We start from the raw sequence: 18,085 nt of genomic DNA, 5'->3' as shown, positions 1-18,085 counted from the left end.
CGGCGTCTCAGACGCGCGCCGGCGCGCGCCTCTTGCCGCGCCCGAACGGCGCCGTCAGGATCGACCATAGCGAGAAGCCGGCGAGGAAGCCGAGGCCGCCGAGCGCGAAGCCTTCGCCCGTGACGGGGACGGCCGGCTCGAAGCTTTCATAGGCCCGCGCGCCGATCTGCGGGTCGAAATTCTGCGCCAGCGCCGCGAGACGGCCGACCGGGCCCGACTGCGCGATCTTCTGGTTGGCCCGCGCGAGCCTGGCGAGCCGGGCGACGATCTCCTCCATCTGGTCGCCGCGCCCGCGCACGAAGGCGTCCTCGCTCGAGAGCAGCCGCGCGACGCCCTCGCGCTGCGTCAGGCCGTAGCGCGCGCTGTCGGCGTCGAAGGCGGAGACGATCGTCTGCAGTTCGTCGATCGCGCCGCCGAGGCGCTGGCGGTACTGCTGGGCGTATTCGGGGATCTGCGACGCGGCGAGCCCGGTCGTCAGGCCGATGAAAAGTCCGAGCCTCGCGCGCAGCATCGCTCCGTCCCGCAGCCTCGCGGCGTCGACCCCTCAGCCCGGCATCGCGAGGAGGCCGGCCGCGCCGCTCCGCGTCCCGAAGAGAAGATTGCGCCCCGCCGCGTCCCAGGCGAGCGCGGCGACGCCCTTGTCCTCTCCCGCCTCGCCCGGGCGCACCAGAAGCTCGGCGCCGTCGACGTGCCGGCAGAGCAGGACCGCGCCGTCCTCGTAGCCCTGCGCGAGGATCGGGCTTTTCGGATGGAAGGCGACGACGGTCACCTTGGCGGACATCAGCCCATATTCGCGCGGCGCCTTGTTGAGCGGGCCGTCCTTGGCGCTGAACGGCCAGACGATGGCGGCCTCGGCGCCCGACGTCGCGAGCCAGCCGCCGTCATGCGACCAGGACATCGAGCGCGGCTTGCCCGGATAGCCCGCAAGACGCAGGTCCTTGGCGTCGGAGACGCGCCAGGCGTGCAGCGCGTTCTCCTGCATCGCGGTCACGACGAAGCGCCCGTCGGGCGAAGCGGTCGTCTCGAGGTGGGAGCCCTTCCAGAACAGCTCCTCGGGCGGCGCGGCGGCGTTGGGGAACCACAGGCTCGCGCCGTTGTAATGGGAGACGACGAGCCGGTAGCCCTTCGGCATGAAGGCGAGGCCGCGCACGCTCGAGGGCGCGGCGAGCGTCTTCGTCTCGCCCTTCGCGTCGCGGGCGAAGACGTTCTTGCCGCTCGACCAGGCGCTCGCGCCGTCGGCCCGCGCGGCGAGCGCGTCGATCCATTTGCCTGACGCGCTTTTCGGAGCGGCGTAGAGCTCGACGCTCGATCCGTCCGCCCGCGTCTCGACCACCCGCCCGTCGTCGCCGCCGGTCAGCAGGCGGCCGGGCGCGGCGGCGGCGACGAGGACCGCGCTCCCGGGATGGGTCTCGACGCGGCGCGGCGCGCCCGGGCCGGCGAGCAGCACGCAGCCGTCGGCGAGCGCCAGCGCCGGCGCGTCGCCGAGGAAGGCGCAGCCGACGACCTCGGCGCCGGCGTCGAACGCCGTCACGAGGGAGGAGAGGGAGGGGCGCGCCGGGGCCTCGGCCATGCTCATCGCTTCTCTCGGCTCATGCGCGCCTCAGGCGGCGCAGGCGAGGAAGCCCGAGCGGATCTCGTCCTCCTTGAGGTTGCGGCCGATGAACACGATGCGGCTGCGCCGCGGCTCGTCCGCCTTCCAGTCGCGCTGCAGGTCGCCGTCCATGATCATGTGCACGCCCTGGAAGACGAAGCGCTTCGGCTCGTCCTTGAGCGCGAGGATGCCCTTCGAGCGCAGGATCGAGCCGCCCTCCTTCTGGATGAATTCGTTGATCCACGACATGAACTTGTCGGGATCGACGTCGCCGTCGATGGCCAGCGAGATCGACTGCATGTCCTCGTCGTGGAAATGCTTCAGCCCCTTCCCGCCGCGCTGGTGCGAGGGATGCGCGCATTGCGCGCCGCCGCAATCGTGGTCGTGGTCGTGATGGTGGTCATGGCCATGATGATCATGATCGTGATGGTCATGCTCGTGGCCATGCTCATGCGCCTCGTCCGTTTCGAGGAACTGCGGCTCGAGCGACAGGATGCGGTCGAGGTCGAAGGCGTTGCGGTTCAGCACCTCGGCGATCGGCGCGTCGCACTTCTTCGTCCTGATGATCTTGGCGTAGGGGTTGATCGCATGGATGCGCTCCTCGACTTCCCGCAGCTCGTCGGGGGCGACGAGGTCGGTCTTGTTGAGGATGATGACGTCGGCGAAGGCGATCTGGTTCTTGGCCTCCGGCGCGTCGGCGAGCCGCGCGGTGAGGAACTTGGCGTCAGTCACGGTCACCACAGCGTCGAGGCGCGCCGCCTCGCGCACGTCGGCGTCGACGAAGAAGGTCTGCGCGACGGGCGCCGGATCGGCGAGGCCGGTCGTCTCGACGATGATCGCGTCGAACTTGCCCTTGCGCTTCAAAAGCCCCTCGATGATGCGGATGAGGTCGCCGCGCACCGTGCAGCAGACGCAGCCGTTGTTCATCTCGAAGATTTCTTCGTCGGCGCCGACGACGAGCTCGTTGTCGATGCCGATCTCGCCGAACTCGTTGACGATCACCGCGAATTTATGGCCGTGGTCCTCGGTCAGGATGCGGTTCAGCAGCGTCGTCTTGCCTGCGCCCAGATAGCCGGTGAGCACGGTGACGGGAATTTTGTCGGCCATGATGTCCTCGAGCGAAGAGGTTTGCTCCAGCGGGCGCGCGAGACGGCGCGGCGGGCGCGTTTCGGGGCCAAGATAGGTGCAAGCCTTCCGATCGCCAAGGGAAAGCCGGACCGCGAGCGGGGAGCGCGGGCGCTTGGAGGGCGCCGCGCGATCTGCTAGTGGAGCGCGAATGACCGCGGCGACCCGCTCCCTCCTGCTGATCCTCGGCCTTTTCGGCCTCGGCCTCGTCATCTCCGGGGCCTATGTGCTGAGCCGGGGCCCCGAGCGCGCCGCCGGCGCGGCCGCGATCGGCGCGCCCTTCGATCTCGCGACGACGCAGGGCGCGCGCTTCTCCGACGCCGGCCTGAAGGGCGAGCCCCATCTCGTCTTCTTCGGCTACACGCATTGCCCGGACGTGTGCCCGACGACGCTGGCGCAAATCTCCTCGGCCTTCGCGGCGCTGGGGAAGGACGCGAAGATCGGCGCCCTGTTCGTCACCGTCGACCCCGAGCGCGACACGCCGGAAGCGCTTAAGGACTATCTGTCGAGCTTCGATCCGCGCATCGTCGGGCTGACCGGGACGGACGGCGAGATCCGCGCCGCGGCCAGGGCGTTCCGCGCCTATTACCGCAAGAATCCGCCCGACGCCTCGGGCGGCTACGCCATGGACCACACCGGCGTCGTCTATCTGATGGACCGGGAGGGCCGCTTCATCGGCGCGCTCAATCTGGAGCGCCCCGCCGCCGACGTGGCGAAGGAGCTCTCCGCCTATCTTTGAAGGCGCCTCAATAGACGTTGACGGGGAAATATTTCAGGTAGAGGTCGGCGGCGACGCCCCTGGCGAAAAGCTGCGCCAGCGCGTAGTCGAGCGCCTGCCGCAGCGCCGGATCGTCCTTCTTCAGGGCGAAGGCGATTCCCTCGCCGAAGTAGCGCGATTCGAGATAGGGCCCGCCGGAGAAGGCGCAGCACTGGCCGTCCCCGCTCTGCAGCCAGAAGCTCAGCGCGGTTCCGTCGGCGAAGGCGACGTCGATCTCGCCCGCCTTCAGCGCCGCGGTCAGCGCCTCGAGGGAAGGATAGGGCTTGCGCGTCGCGGCCTTGAAGAAATCGGCGAGATAGGCCTCATGCGCGCTTTTGGCGATCACGCCGACGAATTTGCCGCGCAGCGTTTCGGGCGTCGCCTCGACGAGCGGGCTCTGGCGCAGCCTGGCGAAACGCGCCGGCGCGCGGGCGTAGGGCTGCGAGAAGTCGAGCGTCTCGCGCGATTTCGCGTCGACGCGGATCGAGCCGAGAATGACGTCGGCCTCGCCCTTTTCGAGCGTTTCGCGCAAGGTGTCGTAGCGGCGGGCCTGAATCGTGCATGAGAGCTTCAGCGTCTCGCAGACGGCGCGTGCGAGGTCGACGTCGAAGCCCGCGAGCCCGCCGCCCGGCGCGGCGGAATGGAATGGCGGGAAATCGTCGTCGGCGATGAAGCGCAGGCTTTGTCTTGCGCCAAGGTCGGGCTTTTCGAGCCGCGCCTGGGGATCGGAGAAATTCGGCGTGAACGGTTCCTCCGCCCGGCAGGGAACGACGCATGAGGACGCGGCGAGCAAGAAGATCGACGCGCGCGCGAAAACCGCGACGCTGGCGCGAGGGCGGCGGGCGCTGCTAGGATCGCGGGCCGGCGCGCGTCTCGCCTCGCCGGCGTCTGGAGCGGGAATGGAATTGGAAGGGTTCGCCAAGGGATGCGCCGTCGCAGGAATGTGCCATGAAGCGGTCGGCCCGGCGAACGCTCGGTCAGGACGATGACGCAACCCTATAATGAGGCGCCCGCCTTGGCCAGCGGCGGCGCCGACGGGCCGGAGGCGGCCGCGGCGCCGCTGATCGGCGACCTGCCGCTGCTGCCGGCGTTCCTCGCGCTGTCCGGACGGCGCGTCGCGCTGGCCGGCGGCTCGCACGCGGCGCTGTGGAAGGCCGAGCTGCTGCAGGCCGCCGGCGCCCATGTCGACGTGGTCGACTCCGCCCCCTGCGACGGCCTCGTCGACCTCGCCCGACGCCGCCCGTCCGTGCGGCTGCTGCGCCGCCCCTTCGTCGAGGGCGATCTCGACGGCGCCGCGCTCGTCGTCGCCGACTGCGCCGACCTCGAGGCGGCGCGCCGCCTTCAGGACGCCGCCCGCGCACGGGGAGTTCCCTGCAATGTGATCGACAAGCCGGCGGCCTCGGATTTCCAGTTCGGCGCGGTCGTCGAGCGCGCGCCGGTCGTCGTCGCGGTCTCGACGGCGGGCGCCTCGCCGATCCTCGCGCAGGCGCTGCGCGGCCGCATCGAGGCGCTGTTGCCGGCGCGGCTGCGCGACTGGGCGCGCGCCGCGCAGGCTTTCCGCGCTCCGCTCAAGGCGCTTCGGCCCGAGCCCGAGCTGCGCCGACGCTTCTGGGACCGCTTCAACGACCGCGTCTTCTCGGGCGCCGCGCCGCGCGCCGACGAGTTCGACGCGCTGCTCGCCTGCGCCCGCGCCGGCGAGCGGCGCGGCGTCGGGAGCGTCGCTCTCGTCGGCGCCGGGCCGGGCGATCCCGAGCTTTTGACGCTGAAGGCGCTGCGGCTGCTGCAGGGCGCCGACGTGATCCTTTACGACGATCTCGTCGCGCCGCAGATCCTCGACATGGCGCGGCGCGAGGCGCGCAAGATTCCGGTCGGCAAGCGCGGCTATCGTCCCTCCTGCAAGCAGGACGAGATCGTCGCGCGGATGATCGCCCTGGCGCAGGCCGGCGAACGGGTGGTGCGCCTCAAGGGCGGCGACCCGATGGTGTTCGGCCGCGCCGCCGAGGAGATCGCCGCCCTCGACGCGGCCGGCGTGCCGGTCGAGGTGGTTCCCGGCGTCACCGCCGCGCTCGGCGCTGCCGCGTCGCTGAAAATCTCGCTCACCGAGCGGGCGCGGGCGCGCCGGCTGCAGTTCGTCACCGCCCACGGCCGCGACGGGCGCCTGCCCGAAGACCTCGACTGGAGCGCGCTCGCGGATCCGGGCGCGACCAGCGTCGTTTACATGGGCGCCCGGATGCTTGGCGCGCTGCGCGAAAAATTGCTCGCCCATGGCGCCGACCCCGCCGCGCCGGCGCTCATCGTCGAGCGCGCGACCTGCGCCGACGAGCGGCGCGCGGCCGGGACGCTCGCCGACCTCGCGGAGCTCGGCGCGAGGCTCGCTCCGTCCGGGCCCTGCCTCGTCATGATCGGCGCCGTCTTCGGCGGCGGCTCCGCGGGCGAGGCCGCATCGGCGGGCGAAGGCGCTCCGCCGCGCGAGCCGGGCGCCTGAAGAGCCGGGGGAGGACCGCGATGCCGACCCGCTTCGTCCTGATCGCCGCCGCCGCCGCGGCGCTGCTCGTCGGCGCGGCGGGCCTTGCGCTTTACTTCTACGAGCGCCCCGTCGTGCTGCGCGTCGCCGTGACCCGCGAAGGCGACGATAGGGACGTGCTCGTCGCCGCGACGCATGATTTCGCGCAGGAGCGCAGCGGCGTGCGGCTGAAGCTCTTTCCCGTCGACTCGCTCGCCGAGAGCGCGCGCGCCTTCGAGGAGGAGCGCGTCGACCTCGCCGTGGTGCGCGCGGACGTCGCGCTGCCCGCCGCCGGCCAGACGGTGCTGATCATGCGGCGCAACGCCGCCGTGTTGATGGCTCCGGCCAATTCCGCGCTGCGCCAGGTCGCCGATCTCAGGGGCAAGCGCGTCGCGGTGGTCGAGACGGTGCGCGCCGGACGGCATGGCGGGCAGTCGCTGCTCGACGCGGCGCTGGAGCAATACGACGTGTCTCCAGCCGCCGTGCGCCGCGTGTTCGTCGCGCCGGGCGAGCTCGGCGAGACGCTGGCCCGTCACGAGGCCGACGCCGCCCTCCTCATCGACACGCCCGGCGCGCAGGGCATGGACGCGGCGGTCGCCGCCGTCGCCGCGGCCGGCGGCGGGCCGCCCGTGTTCATCCCGATCCCCGACGCGGAGGCGATCGCCCAGCGCCTGCCCAACTTCGAGTCGGTCGAGGTGCTGCGCGGCGCCTTCGGCGGCGCGATCCCGAAGCCGGCTGAGAGCTTCGACACGCTCGGCGTCTCGACGCGGCTGATCGCCCGCCACAGCCTCGACAATGACGTCGTTTCGGAGCTGACCGAGCTGTTCCTGTCGGCCCGTCCCTCGCTCGCCCTGCGCGAGCCGCTCGCCAACCGCATCGAGCCGCCCTCGACCGACAAGGGCGCGACGCCGCCGGCCCATCCCGGCGCGCTCGCCTATCTCGACGACGAGGAGCAGACCTTCTTCGATAAATACAGCGACTTCATCTACGTCGGCGCCATGCTGGCGAGCACGCTCGGCGCCGCCGGGGCGGCGCTCGCCGCGCGCTTCCGCCGCCAGCGCGGCGGCGAGATCGACGAGATCCTCGCCGCCCTTCTCGCCATCATGCGCGCCGCGCGGCAGGCGCAAAAGCCCGAGGCGCTCGACGCCCTCGAGCGCGACGCCGACGCCATCCTCGAGCGCGCGCTCGCCCATGACTGGAACCATGCGGCGGCCGCGGCCCGCGCCGCCGCCGCGAACCTCGCGCTGGCGCAGGCGCGTCAGGCGATCGCCGACCGCCGCGCCGTCCTCGGCCCGGGCCCCGGCCGCGGCGGCTTCGCGCCGCCGCGCCTCGTCGGCGAGTGAGCGCTCGAGTATGGCGTCGGCGTCGTGCGACGGCTCGCCCATGGCTCATCTGCCTCGGGCGAGGCCGGCGTCCGCCGCTTCGCAAGAGGCGCGCAGCCACGCGGCGGCGCTCGCGGCGAGCGCCGCGACCGGCGCCCGCCGCAAAGCTGCGCCATCGCCGCGCCGACGCAGCTCTTGCCGCAGCCGCAGACGCCCATGACGACGACGGCGCGGGTGTCGCGCTTCATGGCTCCCTCCCGGGGGCGCGTCTTTTCGGGCGTCTCCCGCGACAAGGCTGCGCCGCGCGACGACGACGGGCGACGCGGCGTCAGGCCGTCCCTTCATTCGCTTTCATGAAGCGGGCCAGCGCGACGAAGCTCCACACGCCTTCGACGAGGCCGAACGGCCAGGCGCCTTGCAGGAAGCCATAGATCGAGCCGAGCGCGCAGGCGCCGGCGAAGGCGAGAATGAACCAGCGGCTTCGCGCTTCGAGGGCGTAGCACACCAGCATGGCCGTGACGGCGAAAAGTCCGAAAAGCGTGAGCGCGTCCATAGGCGTCCGATCGTCTCGCGCCGGCGCGCGCTTTGGGGTAGGAAGGGGCGCCGGCGATTCCATGTTCCCGGACGGGATTTTCTGTTATATTGCGTCGCAATACGCTGGGAAACCCTGACTGCGCCCCTTGGCGGGCGTCGGGCGGAAAGGGCCGCGGCGCCCGGCCTCGCCGGCGCGCCGACGGCCCCTATCGCATTTTCGACGGATTCGATCAGACACAATGAAGCTGCGCAACATCGCCATCATCGCCCACGTCGACCATGGCAAGACGACGCTCGTCGACCGGCTGCTGCAGCAGTCCGGCGCCTTCCGCGAGAACCAGCGCGTCGCCGAGCGCGTGATGGACTCGAACGACCTCGAGAAGGAGCGCGGCATCACCATCATGGCCAAGGCGACCTCGATCGCCTGGAAGGACGCGCGCATCAACATCGTCGACACGCCCGGCCACGCCGATTTCGGCGGCGAGGTGGAGCGCATCCTCTCCATGGTCGACGGCGCCATCGTCCTCGTCGACGCCGCCGAGGGGCCGATGCCGCAGACCAAGTTCGTGGTCGGCAAGGCGCTCAAGATCGGCCTTCGGCCGATCGTCGCCGTCAACAAGGTGGACAAGCCCGACGCCCGCGTGACCGAGGTGGTCAACGAGGTGTTCGACCTCTTCGCCGCGCTCGACGCGAGCGACGAGCAGCTCGACTTCCCGATCCTCTACGGCTCGGCCAAGCAGGGCTGGATGGCCGAGGACCCCGACGGCCCGAAGGACGGCATGGGCCCGCTGTTCGACCTCGTGCTGAAGCACGTCCCCGAGCCGAAGGTCGAGGAGGGCGGCTTCCGCATGCTCGGCACGCTGCTCGAGGCGAACCCCTATCTCGGCCGCCTGATCACCGGCCGCGTCTTCGCCGGCTCGGTCAAGCCGAACCAGGCGGTGAAGGTGCTCGACCGCGACGGCAAGGTGCTGGAGCAGGGGCGCGTCTCGAAAATCCTCGCCTTCCGCGGCATCGAGCGCGCGCCGATCGAGGAGGCCGAGGCCGGCGACATCGTCGCCATCGCGGGGCTTGAAAAATTCAACGTCGCCGACACGCTCTGCGCGCCGGAAGTCACGGAGCCGCTGCAGGCGCAGCCGATCGACCCGCCGACGCTCTCCATGACCTTCTCGGTCAACGACTCCCCGCTCGCCGGCACCGAGGGCGACAAGGTGACGAGCCGCGTCATCCGCGCCCGCCTCTACAAGGAGGCCGAGGGCAACGTCGCGTTGAAGATCGAGGATTCGCCCGGCTCGGATTCCTATGTCGTCTCCGGCCGCGGCGAGCTCCAGCTCGCCATCCTGATCGAGACCATGCGCCGCGAGGGCTTTGAGCTCTCCGTCTCGCGGCCGAAGGTCGTGCTGCAGAAGGGCGAGGACGGCAAGACCCTGCTCGAGCCGATCGAGGAGGTCGTCATCGACGTCGACGAGGAATATTCCGGCGTCGTCGTGCAGAAGATGGCCGAGCGCAAGGCCGAGATGATCGAGATGCGCCCCTCGGGCGGCGCGCGCCAGCGCCTCGTCTTCCACGCGCCGACGCGCGGGCTCATCGGCTATCAGGGCGAACTGCTCACCGACACGCGCGGCACGGCGATCATGAACCGCCTGTTCCACAGCTACGCCCCGTACAAGGGCGAGATCTCCGGGCGGCGCAACGGCGTCCTGATCTCCAACGACAACGGCGAGTCGGTCGCCTACGCGATGTGGAAGCTCGAGGACCGCGGGCCGATGATGATCGAGCCCGGCTGGAAGGTCTATCGCGGCATGATCGTCGGCGAGCATACGCGCGAGAACGACCTCGAGATCAACGTGCTGAAGGGCAAGCAGCTCACCAACATCCGCGCCGCCGGCAAGGACGAGGCGGTGCGCCTCACCCCGCCGATCAAGATGACCCTCGAGAAGGCGCTCGCCTATATCGAGGACGACGAACTCGTCGAGGTGACGCCGAAGTCGATCCGCCTGCGCAAGCTCCATCTCGACCCCAACGACCGCAAGCGCGCCGTGCGGGCCAGGGAAAGCGCCTGAGCGCCGCCATGAGCGAGACCCGGATCGACGCCGACGCGCTCGCGCCCTACGCCGGCTATGTCCTGCCGGACGCCTTCATTCCCGAGCTGCCGAATTTCTATCGCGGCAAGGTGCGCGAGAACTACGATCTCGCGGACGGGCGTCGCGTGCTGATCGCCACCGACCGGGTCAGCGCCTTCGACCGCAATCTCGCGGCGATTCCCTTCAAGGGGCAGGTGCTGACCGAGATCGCCCGCTTCTGGTTCGAGGCGACGGCTGACCTCTGCCCGAACCATGTGCGCGCCAATCCGGACCCCAACGTCGTCATCGTCGAGCGGCTGGAGATGGCGCCGGTCGAGATCGTCGTGCGCGACTATCTCGCCGGCTCGACGGCGACCTCGATCCTGACCATGTACAAGGCCGGCGCGCGCCGCATGTACGGGATCGACTTCCCCGACGGGCTGCGGCCGAACGAGAAGCTGCCGCAGACCATCCTGACGCCGACCACCAAGGCGGGCCACGGCGATCACGACGCCCCGCTCGGCGCGCAGGAGATACTCGAGCGCGGCCTGCTCACGCCGCGCCAGTGGGAGGACATCTCGCAGAAGGCGCTCGCCCTGTTCGCGCGCGGCCGGGAGCTTGCGGCCTCGCGCGGCCTGATCCTCGCCGACACGAAGTATGAGTTCGGCTTCAACGTCGAAGGCCATCTCATCCTCGCCGACGAGATCCATACGCCCGATTCGAGCCGGTTCTGGCTCGCCGACGTCTATCCGGAGCGCTTCGCCGCCGGCGCGCCGCCCGACAGCCTCGACAAGGACTTCATCCGCAACTGGGTCAGCGCCCGCTGCGACCCCTATCGCGACGAGGTCCCGCCGATCCCCGAGCGCACGATCCTCGAGGCGGCGGCGACCTATATCCGCATCTTCGAGACGATCACGGGCCGCGCCTTCGCGCTGCCCGAGGCCGGGCCCGACGGGACGCCGGAGCCGCCGCTCGAGCGCATCCGCGCCGCCCTCGCCTTTCTCTTTCCGGGCTGAGCCGCGAGCGGGAAGGGCGTCGCCTCAGGCGTTCTCGACGCCTTTCGCCGCCTCGTCGAGGATCGCCGCGAGCCGCGCGACCTCGTCTGCGCTCAGGGGTCCGCGCGAAAGCCGCAGCCGCAGCGCCGTGCGAAAATTCTCCATCGCGCGCAGGATCTGCGGGGCCGGCCCGCCGCCGTGGCGCGCGCGCGCGTCCTCCATGCGGGCGAAGATCGCCTCGACCTCCTTCTCCTTGTCGCGCAGCGTCGCCTCGCCCTCGGGCGTGACGGCGTAGAGCTTGCGCGGCCCGTCGGTCTGCGAGACGGCGATCGCGCCCATCTCCTCGAGCAGGGTCAGCGTCGGATAGATCACGCCGGGGCTCGGGGCGTAGGCGCCGCCGACGCGCTCCTCGATCGCCTTGATGATCTCATAGCCGTGCGAAGGCTTGTCGGCGATCAGCTTCAGCACGACGAAGCGGAGATCGCCCTGGTCGAACATGCGCCGGCGGCCGGGGCCGCCGAAGGGGCCGCCCTTCGGGCCGCCGTCGAAGTCCGGGCCGCGCCGTCCGAAGCCGCGCGCGAAGGGAGGCTCGCGCCGGCCCCAGTCCTCGCCGCGGGAGAAGGCGTGGAAAAAGGGATGACATCTCATGTGATTTCTTTCGTTCAATATCGATCCTATCTCGATATATCGAACAAAAAGATATATCGAAGTTTGCGGATTGCAAGCCCGTATCGCGGGAAAGATGGCGGCGCGGCGGCGAAATCACGGTTAAAGATTTCCTGACCGTTGCCTATTCGCCATATCGGCCGCGCAGGTTCTCTTTTAGGGTGCGTCCTCGCCCCCATCCTCAACCTCCGTGATCGCGCCATGACACTCCCCATCCGCCGCTCTCTCATGCTCGCCGCCTCCGCGACGGCGCTTGCTCTAGGCGGCTGCGTCGGCAGCCAGCCGGGTCCCGTGGCCTCCGCCGTTCCCGCGCCCGCTCCCGCCTCCGGCGATTCCGGAGCCGGCGCCTCGCTTGGCCCCGCCGGCGATTTCAGCACGATGTACGGCGAGGCGAAGGACGGCAAATTCACGGTGCCGGCGGTCAAGCAGGCCGATCTCCAGCCGGCGTTCCGGCGCGCCCGCGTCGCCTATTCCGGCAAGGAGGCGCCGGGCACGGTGGTGATCGATCCGGCGGCGCATTATCTCTATCTCGTCGAGCAGGGCGGCACGGCGATGCGTTACGGCGTCGGCGTCGGCCGCGAGGGCTTCGCCTGGTCCGGCGACGCGACGATCAACAGCAAGCAGGAATGGCCGGACTGGTATCCGCCGAAGGAGATGCTGGATCGCCGGCCCGAGCTCACGAAGCAGATGGCCCAGTTGCAGAGCGGCCTCGGCATGGCCGGCGGCCCCAGCAATCCGCTCGGCGCGCGCGCGCATTATCTCTATCAGGGCAACAAGGACACGCTCTATCGCATCCACGGCACCAACGAGCCCTGGACGATCGGACAGAGCGTGTCCTCGGGCTGCATCCGCATGGTCAATCAGGACGTGATGGACCTCTACAACCGCACGCACATCGGCTCGAAGGTCGTCGTGCTCGGCTCCGCGCAGCCGACGCCGGTCAAGGTGGCCGCAGCCGCCTCTCCGGCGCCGGCGACGACGACGCGCTGACGCGCGCTCACCTCTGGCAGGCGGCGCAGTAGAAGGTCGAGCGGCCGCCCTGCGCCATCCGCCTGATGAACCCGGCGCAGCCCGGCGTCGGGCAGGGCTCGCCCTCCCGGCCGTAAGCGCGGAAGCTGTGCTGGAAATAGCCGAGCGAGCCGTCGGCCTGGCGGTGGTCGCGCAGCGACGAGCCGCCGGCGGCGAGCGCCTCCTCGAGCACGTCGCGGATCGCCGCCGCGAGGCGGCGCGCCCCGGCGGCGGGAGCGCCGGACTTCAGCGCCAATGTTCCGGCGGCGCGGTTCGGCGAGAGGCCGGCGCGGTGCAGCGCCTCGCAGACATAGATGTTGCCGAGCCCGGCGATCAGGCTCTGGTCGAGCAGCGCCGGCTTGAGCGCCGTCGCCTTGCCCGCGAACAGGCGCGCCAGCGCCGCGCCGTCGAGCCCGCCGCCGAGCGGCTCGAGGCCGAGGCGGCGAAACAACGGGTGCGCCTCGACGTCCTCAAGCGCCGCGATCTGCATGAAGCCGAAACGGCGCGGGTCGTTGTAGATGATCCGTCCGCCCGTCGAGAGGCTGAAGACGACATGGTCGTGGGCCTCGGCTTTCGCCGGCCCGCAGGGCGACAGGTGCTTCGCCGCGCCCGCCGCCTCGATGCGGAACGAGCCGGACATGCCAAGGTGCATGAGCAGGGCGTTGGTGTCGTCGAGCTCGGCGACGAGATATTTCGCCCGCCGCCGCAGCGCCGTCACGGCGCGGCCGGCGAGGCGCTCAGTGAAGCGCTCGGGAAAGGGAAAGCGCAGGTCGGCGCGCCGCTGCTCGACGGCGAGGATGCGCGCGCCGACGAGGGCAGGCTCGAGCCCGCGGCGGACGGTTTCGACTTCGGGCAGTTCGGGCATGGGCTCCGGCGCGCAGGAGAAGCCGCCGGCGTGGCGCGGCGACGATCCGCATTTTCGCCTATGGCGATTTTTTCGTCAAAATGCTGTAAAGCGCTCACTTGCAGGTTTCCAGCTGCGACGACGACCCTGTTCGCGAAGTCCGGACCGAATCAATGCGCTTCAAATCCTTCTCGGCGAGGCTGATCGGCGTGGGCATGGCTGGTCTCTGCTTTGAGATCACGGAACAATACAGAAAATGAATGAGCGTGATGCTTTCATGAGGCCAGAACGTCTTGCGCCCTGCGCGGGGCGAGCGCCCGGAATGGATGGATGAGTTTGACGATCCTGAGTTTTCTCGGCGCCGCCTGGTGGCTCCTCGCCATCGGCCTGTTTCTCCTCTCGCTGGCGTGCGGCCTGATCCAGCCGCGCGTTCAGGGGCGGCGCGCCCGCGCCGGCGCGACGCCTCCGGTCACGGCGATCCTGCCGGTCAAGCATCTCGACGCGGGATTCGCCACGACGCAGGGCTCGATCTTCGCGCAGGCCTATCCTGATTACGACGTCCTCGTGAGCGCGGCGGAGACGCGCTCGCCGGCGCTCGACGCCATGCGCGCGATCGCGAGCGCCCACCCGGAGCGCAGCTGTCGTTTCCTGCACTCGCAGGCGAATTTCGCGGTGAGCCCCAAGCTCAACAACATCGCCGCGCCGCTCGTGCAGGCGCGTTGCGACCTCGTGATGACGAAGGATTCGAACGTCGCGCTCGCTCCCGACGCGATGGCGGCTTTCGTGCGCAATCTGACGCCGGGCGTCGGCCTCGTCGTCGGCGTTCCGGTCGCGTTCGGGCCGCAAACCTACGCTGCGCGCATCGAGGCGAGCATCCTCAACGCCCATGCGCGGCTGCTGCTTTCCGCCTCGACGCTCGGCGCAGGCTTTGGCGTCGGCAAGGCCATGCTTTTCCGCCGCAGCGACCTCGAGCGCCTTGGCGGCGTCAGCGCGCTCGCCGGCAATCTCGCCGAGGACACGGCGCTCGCCGAAGGCTTCGCGCAGCTCGGCATGAAGACCGTGTTCGCCCATCGCACGCTGCGCCAGGAAATCGGCGCGCGCAGCCTCGACGACGTGTTTCAGCGTCAGGCGCGCTGGGCCGTCATCCGCAGGGCCAATGTCGCGACCTATGCGCTGGAGCCGATGGCGAGCCCCTTGCCCGCGGCGGCGGCGGCGGCGCTCGCCGCTCCGCTCGTCGGCCTTTCGCCCGGCGCCGGCTTCGGGCTGACCTTCGTCGGCTGGTTCTGCGCCGAGACGGCGTTCGCCGCGCTCAAGGGCTGGGAGATTTCGCCCTGGTCGCCGCTCGCCTATGCAGGGCGTGAGATCCTCGCCCTCGCCGCATGGCTGCGCGGCTTCGCCACGCATCAGGTGGTCTGGGCCGACCGGCGCTTCGACGCCCGCGTCGGCCCTTTCGCGCCGGGACCAGGCGCCTCGCGAGGCGAGAAGGTCTGAGCCTTACGCCCGCCCGCTCTCGTCGCGGCGGCGGCTTTTCACGTGCTGGGTGCCGAACACATAGTCCCACCACGGCGCCGCGACGCCGAAGCCGCGGTTCGGATCGCGGAAGTGATGCATCAGATGCAGCCGGCGCAGCGTCTGGCCGAGACGCGTCGTCGGATTGGCGTGGTGGGTGTAGTAATGCACCATGTCATAGGCGAGATAGCCGACGATGAAGCCCATCAGCACCGGATAGGCGAGCGGCAGGCCGAAGATCAGGCGCAGCACGACGAAGGCGATGAGCATGATCGGGCCGGACAGCAGCGCCGGCATGACGAGGCGCAGCGGATCGTTCGGGTGGTCGTGATGGACGCCATGGACGAGGAAATGCAGCCGCATCCCGATCTTGCTCGGATGCTTGTAGTGGAACGGGAAGCGATGGCCGAAATATTCGGTCAGCGTCCAGATGAGATAGCCGAGCGCCGCGGCGCCGGCGACGGCGGGCGGGCTCAGGGCCTTGAGGCTCACGTAAAGGAGCAGCGCCACGACCGGCGTATAGATGAACAGCGGCGTCGACCAGTGCACGCGGGAGAGCTTGTCGAGCAGATCGTTCTCGAACAGGCGCGGCGATGCGCTGAGCCGATCGACTCCCGCAGGGGCCTCGTCGTCGAAATTGCTTTTGATCTGCGTCATGACCGCTTCCGCTCGCGCGTGGCTTTATGGCGTCGTCATAAGGCAGCTTGAAGAAAATCGGAAGGTCGGAAAAGACGAGACGCCGCGCCGCGCGCCCGCGCGCTTGAAGCCGCCCTCGACGCGGCGCCGGCGCGCAACACAAGTTGAAACAAAAATTTACCGGGCCGGGCCGGAGACCGCGCGAGGCGTCTGCGCAAGCTTCGCGCGCTTGTTCAGGCGCGTCTTTTTCTTGCCGTGTTCATCGCTCGACGCGGCCGTCGGCGGCGAAATCTTGGACCTCCGCCGCCAGTTCATGCACGCTGAACAGGCCGGCGCGGTCGATCCACGTGCGTTTGGGCGTCCAGCCGGCGCTCGCCGCGAGACGGTGGAAGCCGCGCATCGAATATTTCGCCGAGTTCTCGGTGTGGATCGTTTCGCCGGCCGTAAAAGAGAACATGCGGCCAAGGACGACGACGCGCTGCGCCCGCAGGCTGACGAGATGCATCTCGACGCGTCCTTCCGCCTCGTTGAAGCGCGCCTCGTGGCGAAAGCGCGAACGATCGAAGTCGGCGCCGAACTCGCGGTTGATCCGCTCCAGCATGTTGAGGTTGAAGGCGGCGGTGACGCCTTGCGCGTCGTCATAGGCCGGAATCAGGATCGAAGGGTCTTTCAACAGGTCTGCGCCGATCACCAGCCGCGCGCCGGCGCCGAGCCCCGCCGCCATGCGGCCGAGCAGGTCCCGCGCTTCCGGCGTCGTGAAATTTCCGATCGTCGATCCGGGGAAGAAGCCGAGCCGCGGGCGCATGGCGAGGTCCGCCGGCAGGCGCAGGGGCGCGGCGAAATCTCCGAGCGTCGGCTCGACGCGCAGGCTCGGGAAGCGCCGCGCGAGCCGCGCCTTCGCCTCCTCGAGCGCGCTGCGCGAGACGTCGATCGGCGCGTAGGCGGCGAGCTGCGGCAGGCGCTCGAGCAGGATTTCCGTCTTGCGGCTGGAGCCTGAGCCATATTCGACGAGCACCGCGCCCTGCGGCGTGCGGCTGGCGATCTGCGGCGCGGCCTCGTCAAGGATCGCGGTCTCGACGCGGGTCGGATAATATTCCTCGAGCCGCGTGATCTCCTCGAACAGCGCGCTGCCGCGCGCATCGTAGAAGAGATGGCTCGGCAACGATTTTTGCGGCGCGGAGAGGCCGCGCAGGACCGTCGCCGCGTCCGGATCGGACGCTTCGCGCCGCGCGGCGACGGCTTCGACGAGGTCCAGCATCAGGCGTCGCCCGCGAGGCGCAGCCCGGCGAACTGCCAGCGCTGCCACGGGTAGAAAAAGTTGCGGTAGCTTCTGCGCGCATGGCGGCGCGGCGTCGCGCAGGACGAGCCGCGCAGCACTTGCTGCGAGCACATGAACTTGCCGTTGTATTCGCCGAGCGCGCCGGCGGCGGCGCGGAACCCGGGATAGGGCGAATAGGCGCTTTGCGTCCATTCCCATACGTCGCCGAACATCTGGCGAAGCCCTTTTCCGGGCGCGGCCGGACGCGGCGTCAGCGCGCCCGCCTCGACCATGTCGCCGTCGACCTCGACGCCTTCCGCCGCGACCTCCCATTCGGCCTCCGTCGGCAGCCGCGCGCCGGCCCAGCGCGCGTAGGCGTCGGCCTCGTAATAGCTGACATGGGCGACGGGCGCGGCCGGATCGAGGCTGCGCAGACCGCGCAGCGTCATCTGCAGCAGGGCGCCGTCGCGCCGCTCGATGTAGTCAGGCCCCCGCCAGCCCTCCGCCTTCACGCGCGCCCAGCCGTCGGCGAGCCAGAGAGAGGGCGTCTCATAGCCGCCGTCCTCCATGAAGGCGAGCCATTCGGCGTTGACGACGGGACGGTCGGCGAGCTTGAAGGGGCGCAGCAGGACCTCGTGCCGCGGCCGCTCGTTGTCGAAGGCGAAGCCCGCCGCGGGCGCGCCCACGGAAAAGACGCCGCCCGCGAACGCCTCCCAGCGCAACGGCTCCGCTTCGCGCCGCGCGCGCGGGGGCTCGCCCTCGAGATAGGCCGGACGCAGCGGATTGCGCGCGAACAGCGCGAGAATGTCGGTCAGCAGCAGCTCCTGATGCTGCTCCTCGTGGTTGAGCCCGAGCTCGAGGCGGGCGGCTGTCTCCGCATCCTCGAGCCTCTCGCCGTCGCCGACGAAGGCCTCGAGCGCCGCGTCCACATGAGCGCGATAGGCGTCGACCTCGGCGCAGGAGGGGCGCGACAGCAGCCCGCGCGAGGGGCGCGGCTGACGCGCTCCGACGGCCTCGTAATAAGAGTTGAAGCAATAGGGAAAGCGCTCGTCGAACAGGCGGTAGCCCGGCGCGAACGGCGCCAGCACGAAGGTTTCGAAGAACCATGTCGTGTGGGCGAGATGCCATTTCGTCGGGCTCGCGTCCTCATGCGCCTGCGTCGTCCGGTCCTCCGGCGTCAGGGGCGCGGCGAGCGCCGCCGTCCGCGCGCGGGCCGCGCGCAGGTCTCGGGCGAGGGAAGGCTGGAAGCCGCTGGATCGCAGGGCGGGGGCGTTCAT

17 protein-coding genes are annotated in these 18,085 nt (G+C 70.2%); 7 read left to right on the top strand and 10 right to left on the bottom strand.

Annotated features, from left to right (window positions below):
- Positions 1-7 precede the first annotated feature (7 nt).
- Genes ACE3OG_RS11945 through ACE3OG_RS11935 form a run of 3 tightly spaced genes read right to left on the bottom strand, consistent with a single transcriptional unit; the run spans position 8 to position 2,698 of the window.
- The gene (locus ACE3OG_RS11945) at positions 8-511 is read right to left on the bottom strand and encodes a DUF2937 family protein (protein WP_374308897.1); all 504 of its coding nucleotides are present in this window, start codon (positions 509-511) and stop codon (positions 8-10) included.
- Between the two features lie 33 nt (positions 512-544).
- Positions 545-1,570, bottom strand: coding sequence for a WD40 repeat domain-containing protein (locus ACE3OG_RS11940; RefSeq protein WP_374308895.1), 1,026 nt, complete (start codon positions 1,568-1,570; stop codon positions 545-547).
- A 30-nt stretch (positions 1,571-1,600) separates the two neighbouring features.
- Entirely contained in the window at positions 1,601-2,698 is a 1,098-nt protein-coding gene (locus tag ACE3OG_RS11935; RefSeq protein ID WP_374308893.1) for a GTP-binding protein, read from the bottom strand.
- A 169-nt stretch (positions 2,699-2,867) separates the two neighbouring features.
- Here ACE3OG_RS11935 and ACE3OG_RS11930 point away from each other — a divergent pair, with 169 nt between their 5' ends.
- Positions 2,868-3,455 carry an SCO family protein gene (locus ACE3OG_RS11930; RefSeq protein ID WP_374308891.1) on the top strand — a complete coding sequence of 196 codons (588 nt, stop codon included), beginning with the start codon at positions 2,868-2,870 and terminating at the stop codon, positions 3,453-3,455.
- Positions 3,456-3,462: 7 nt separating this feature from the next.
- On the opposite strand, the gene ACE3OG_RS11925 is transcribed toward ACE3OG_RS11930, so the two are convergent.
- A complete protein-coding gene (locus ACE3OG_RS11925; protein WP_374308889.1) occupies positions 3,463-4,266 on the bottom strand; it encodes a transporter substrate-binding domain-containing protein in 804 nt (267 codons plus the stop codon).
- A gap of 222 nt (positions 4,267-4,488) precedes the next feature.
- On the opposite strand from ACE3OG_RS11925, the gene cysG reads away from it, so the two are divergent.
- Both cysG and ACE3OG_RS11915 read left to right on the top strand, forming a co-directional pair.
- Positions 4,489-5,958: a siroheme synthase CysG gene (cysG, locus tag ACE3OG_RS11920; protein WP_374308887.1), complete on the top strand. Its 1,470-nt coding sequence runs from the start codon at positions 4,489-4,491 to the stop codon at positions 5,956-5,958.
- A gap of 20 nt (positions 5,959-5,978) precedes the next feature.
- The gene (locus ACE3OG_RS11915) at positions 5,979-7,319 is read left to right on the top strand and encodes a TAXI family TRAP transporter solute-binding subunit (RefSeq protein WP_374308885.1); all 1,341 of its coding nucleotides are present in this window, start codon (positions 5,979-5,981) and stop codon (positions 7,317-7,319) included.
- Between the two features lie 307 nt (positions 7,320-7,626).
- Here the strand turns inward: ACE3OG_RS11915 and ACE3OG_RS11910 are convergent, their stop codons facing one another.
- Positions 7,627-7,851, bottom strand: coding sequence for a hypothetical protein (locus ACE3OG_RS11910; protein ID WP_374308883.1), 225 nt, complete (start codon positions 7,849-7,851; stop codon positions 7,627-7,629).
- Between the two features lie 220 nt (positions 7,852-8,071).
- Here ACE3OG_RS11910 and typA point away from each other — a divergent pair, with 220 nt between their 5' ends.
- Together typA and ACE3OG_RS11900 are read left to right on the top strand one after the other, a co-directional pair.
- Positions 8,072-9,892 (top strand): translational GTPase TypA, encoded by a 1,821-nt coding sequence (gene typA / locus ACE3OG_RS11905; RefSeq protein ID WP_374308881.1) that lies wholly within the window; start codon positions 8,072-8,074, stop codon positions 9,890-9,892.
- Positions 9,893-9,900: 8 nt separating this feature from the next.
- On the top strand, positions 9,901-10,908 hold the full coding sequence (locus tag ACE3OG_RS11900) for a phosphoribosylaminoimidazolesuccinocarboxamide synthase (RefSeq protein ID WP_374308879.1): 1,008 nt from the start codon (positions 9,901-9,903) through the stop codon (positions 10,906-10,908).
- A 24-nt stretch (positions 10,909-10,932) separates the two neighbouring features.
- Here ACE3OG_RS11900 and ACE3OG_RS11895 read toward each other — a convergent pair whose 3' ends face one another.
- Positions 10,933-11,535, bottom strand: coding sequence for a PadR family transcriptional regulator (locus ACE3OG_RS11895; protein ID WP_374308877.1), 603 nt, complete (start codon positions 11,533-11,535; stop codon positions 10,933-10,935).
- 219 nt (positions 11,536-11,754) lie between these two features.
- Here ACE3OG_RS11895 and ACE3OG_RS11890 point away from each other — a divergent pair, with 219 nt between their 5' ends.
- Complete coding sequence (locus tag ACE3OG_RS11890) at positions 11,755-12,543, top strand: L,D-transpeptidase (RefSeq protein ID WP_374308875.1); 789 nt, start codon at positions 11,755-11,757, stop codon at positions 12,541-12,543.
- Positions 12,544-12,550: 7 nt separating this feature from the next.
- Here the strand turns inward: ACE3OG_RS11890 and mutM are convergent, their stop codons facing one another.
- Entirely contained in the window at positions 12,551-13,426 is an 876-nt protein-coding gene (mutM, locus tag ACE3OG_RS11885) for a bifunctional DNA-formamidopyrimidine glycosylase/DNA-(apurinic or apyrimidinic site) lyase (RefSeq protein WP_374308873.1), read from the bottom strand.
- Between the two features lie 309 nt (positions 13,427-13,735).
- Here mutM and ACE3OG_RS11880 point away from each other — a divergent pair, with 309 nt between their 5' ends.
- Positions 13,736-14,896 carry a glycosyltransferase gene (locus tag ACE3OG_RS11880; RefSeq protein ID WP_374308871.1) on the top strand — a complete coding sequence of 387 codons (1,161 nt, stop codon included), beginning with the start codon at positions 13,736-13,738 and terminating at the stop codon, positions 14,894-14,896.
- A gap of 3 nt (positions 14,897-14,899) precedes the next feature.
- Here ACE3OG_RS11880 and ACE3OG_RS11875 read toward each other — a convergent pair whose 3' ends face one another.
- The 3 genes from ACE3OG_RS11875 to egtB form a co-directional block, all read right to left on the bottom strand.
- Entirely contained in the window at positions 14,900-15,571 is a 672-nt protein-coding gene (locus ACE3OG_RS11875; protein ID WP_374308869.1) for a sterol desaturase family protein, read from the bottom strand.
- A 238-nt stretch (positions 15,572-15,809) separates the two neighbouring features.
- Entirely contained in the window at positions 15,810-16,808 is a 999-nt protein-coding gene (gene egtD / locus ACE3OG_RS11870; RefSeq protein ID WP_374308867.1) for an L-histidine N(alpha)-methyltransferase, read from the bottom strand.
- Entirely contained in the window at positions 16,808-18,085 is a 1,278-nt protein-coding gene (gene egtB / locus ACE3OG_RS11865; RefSeq protein WP_374308865.1) for an ergothioneine biosynthesis protein EgtB, read from the bottom strand. Before egtB ends, egtD begins: the two co-directional genes overlap by 1 nt.

It is taken from the genome of Methylocella sp. (assembly GCF_041905455.1).
Classification (GTDB): Bacteria; Pseudomonadota; Alphaproteobacteria; order Rhizobiales; family Beijerinckiaceae; genus Methylocapsa.
Note: the sequence above shows the minus strand (reverse complement) of the source record. Positions and strands in the feature narration are given on the sequence as shown.

Bases quoted from the DNA above. Each gene is read 5' to 3' on its own strand.
- typA (WP_374308881.1), top strand. From the start codon at position 8,072: ATGAAGCTGCGCAACATCGCCATCATCGCCCACGTCGACCATGGCAAG.
- ACE3OG_RS11900 (WP_374308879.1), top strand. From the start codon at position 9,901: ATGAGCGAGACCCGGATCGACGCCGACGCGCTCGCGCCCTACGCCGGC.
- ACE3OG_RS11930 (WP_374308891.1), top strand. From the start codon at position 2,868: ATGACCGCGGCGACCCGCTCCCTCCTGCTGATCCTCGGCCTTTTCGGC.
- egtB (WP_374308865.1), bottom strand. From the start codon at position 18,085: ATGAACGCCCCCGCCCTGCGATCCAGCGGCTTCCAGCCTTCCCTCGCC.
- ACE3OG_RS11935 (WP_374308893.1), bottom strand. From the start codon at position 2,698: ATGGCCGACAAAATTCCCGTCACCGTGCTCACCGGCTATCTGGGCGCA.
- ACE3OG_RS11940 (WP_374308895.1), bottom strand. From the start codon at position 1,570: ATGGCCGAGGCCCCGGCGCGCCCCTCCCTCTCCTCCCTCGTGACGGCG.
- ACE3OG_RS11890 (WP_374308875.1), top strand. From the start codon at position 11,755: ATGACACTCCCCATCCGCCGCTCTCTCATGCTCGCCGCCTCCGCGACG.
- ACE3OG_RS11875 (WP_374308869.1), bottom strand. From the start codon at position 15,571: ATGACGCAGATCAAAAGCAATTTCGACGACGAGGCCCCTGCGGGAGTC.
- ACE3OG_RS11880 (WP_374308871.1), top strand. From the start codon at position 13,736: ATGAGTTTGACGATCCTGAGTTTTCTCGGCGCCGCCTGGTGGCTCCTC.
- ACE3OG_RS11915 (WP_374308885.1), top strand. From the start codon at position 5,979: ATGCCGACCCGCTTCGTCCTGATCGCCGCCGCCGCCGCGGCGCTGCTC.
- egtD (WP_374308867.1), bottom strand. From the start codon at position 16,808: ATGCTGGACCTCGTCGAAGCCGTCGCCGCGCGGCGCGAAGCGTCCGAT.
- ACE3OG_RS11945 (WP_374308897.1), bottom strand. From the start codon at position 511: ATGCTGCGCGCGAGGCTCGGACTTTTCATCGGCCTGACGACCGGGCTC.
- ACE3OG_RS11895 (WP_374308877.1), bottom strand. From the start codon at position 11,535: ATGAGATGTCATCCCTTTTTCCACGCCTTCTCCCGCGGCGAGGACTGG.
- mutM (WP_374308873.1), bottom strand. From the start codon at position 13,426: ATGCCCGAACTGCCCGAAGTCGAAACCGTCCGCCGCGGGCTCGAGCCT.
- ACE3OG_RS11910 (WP_374308883.1), bottom strand. From the start codon at position 7,851: ATGGACGCGCTCACGCTTTTCGGACTTTTCGCCGTCACGGCCATGCTG.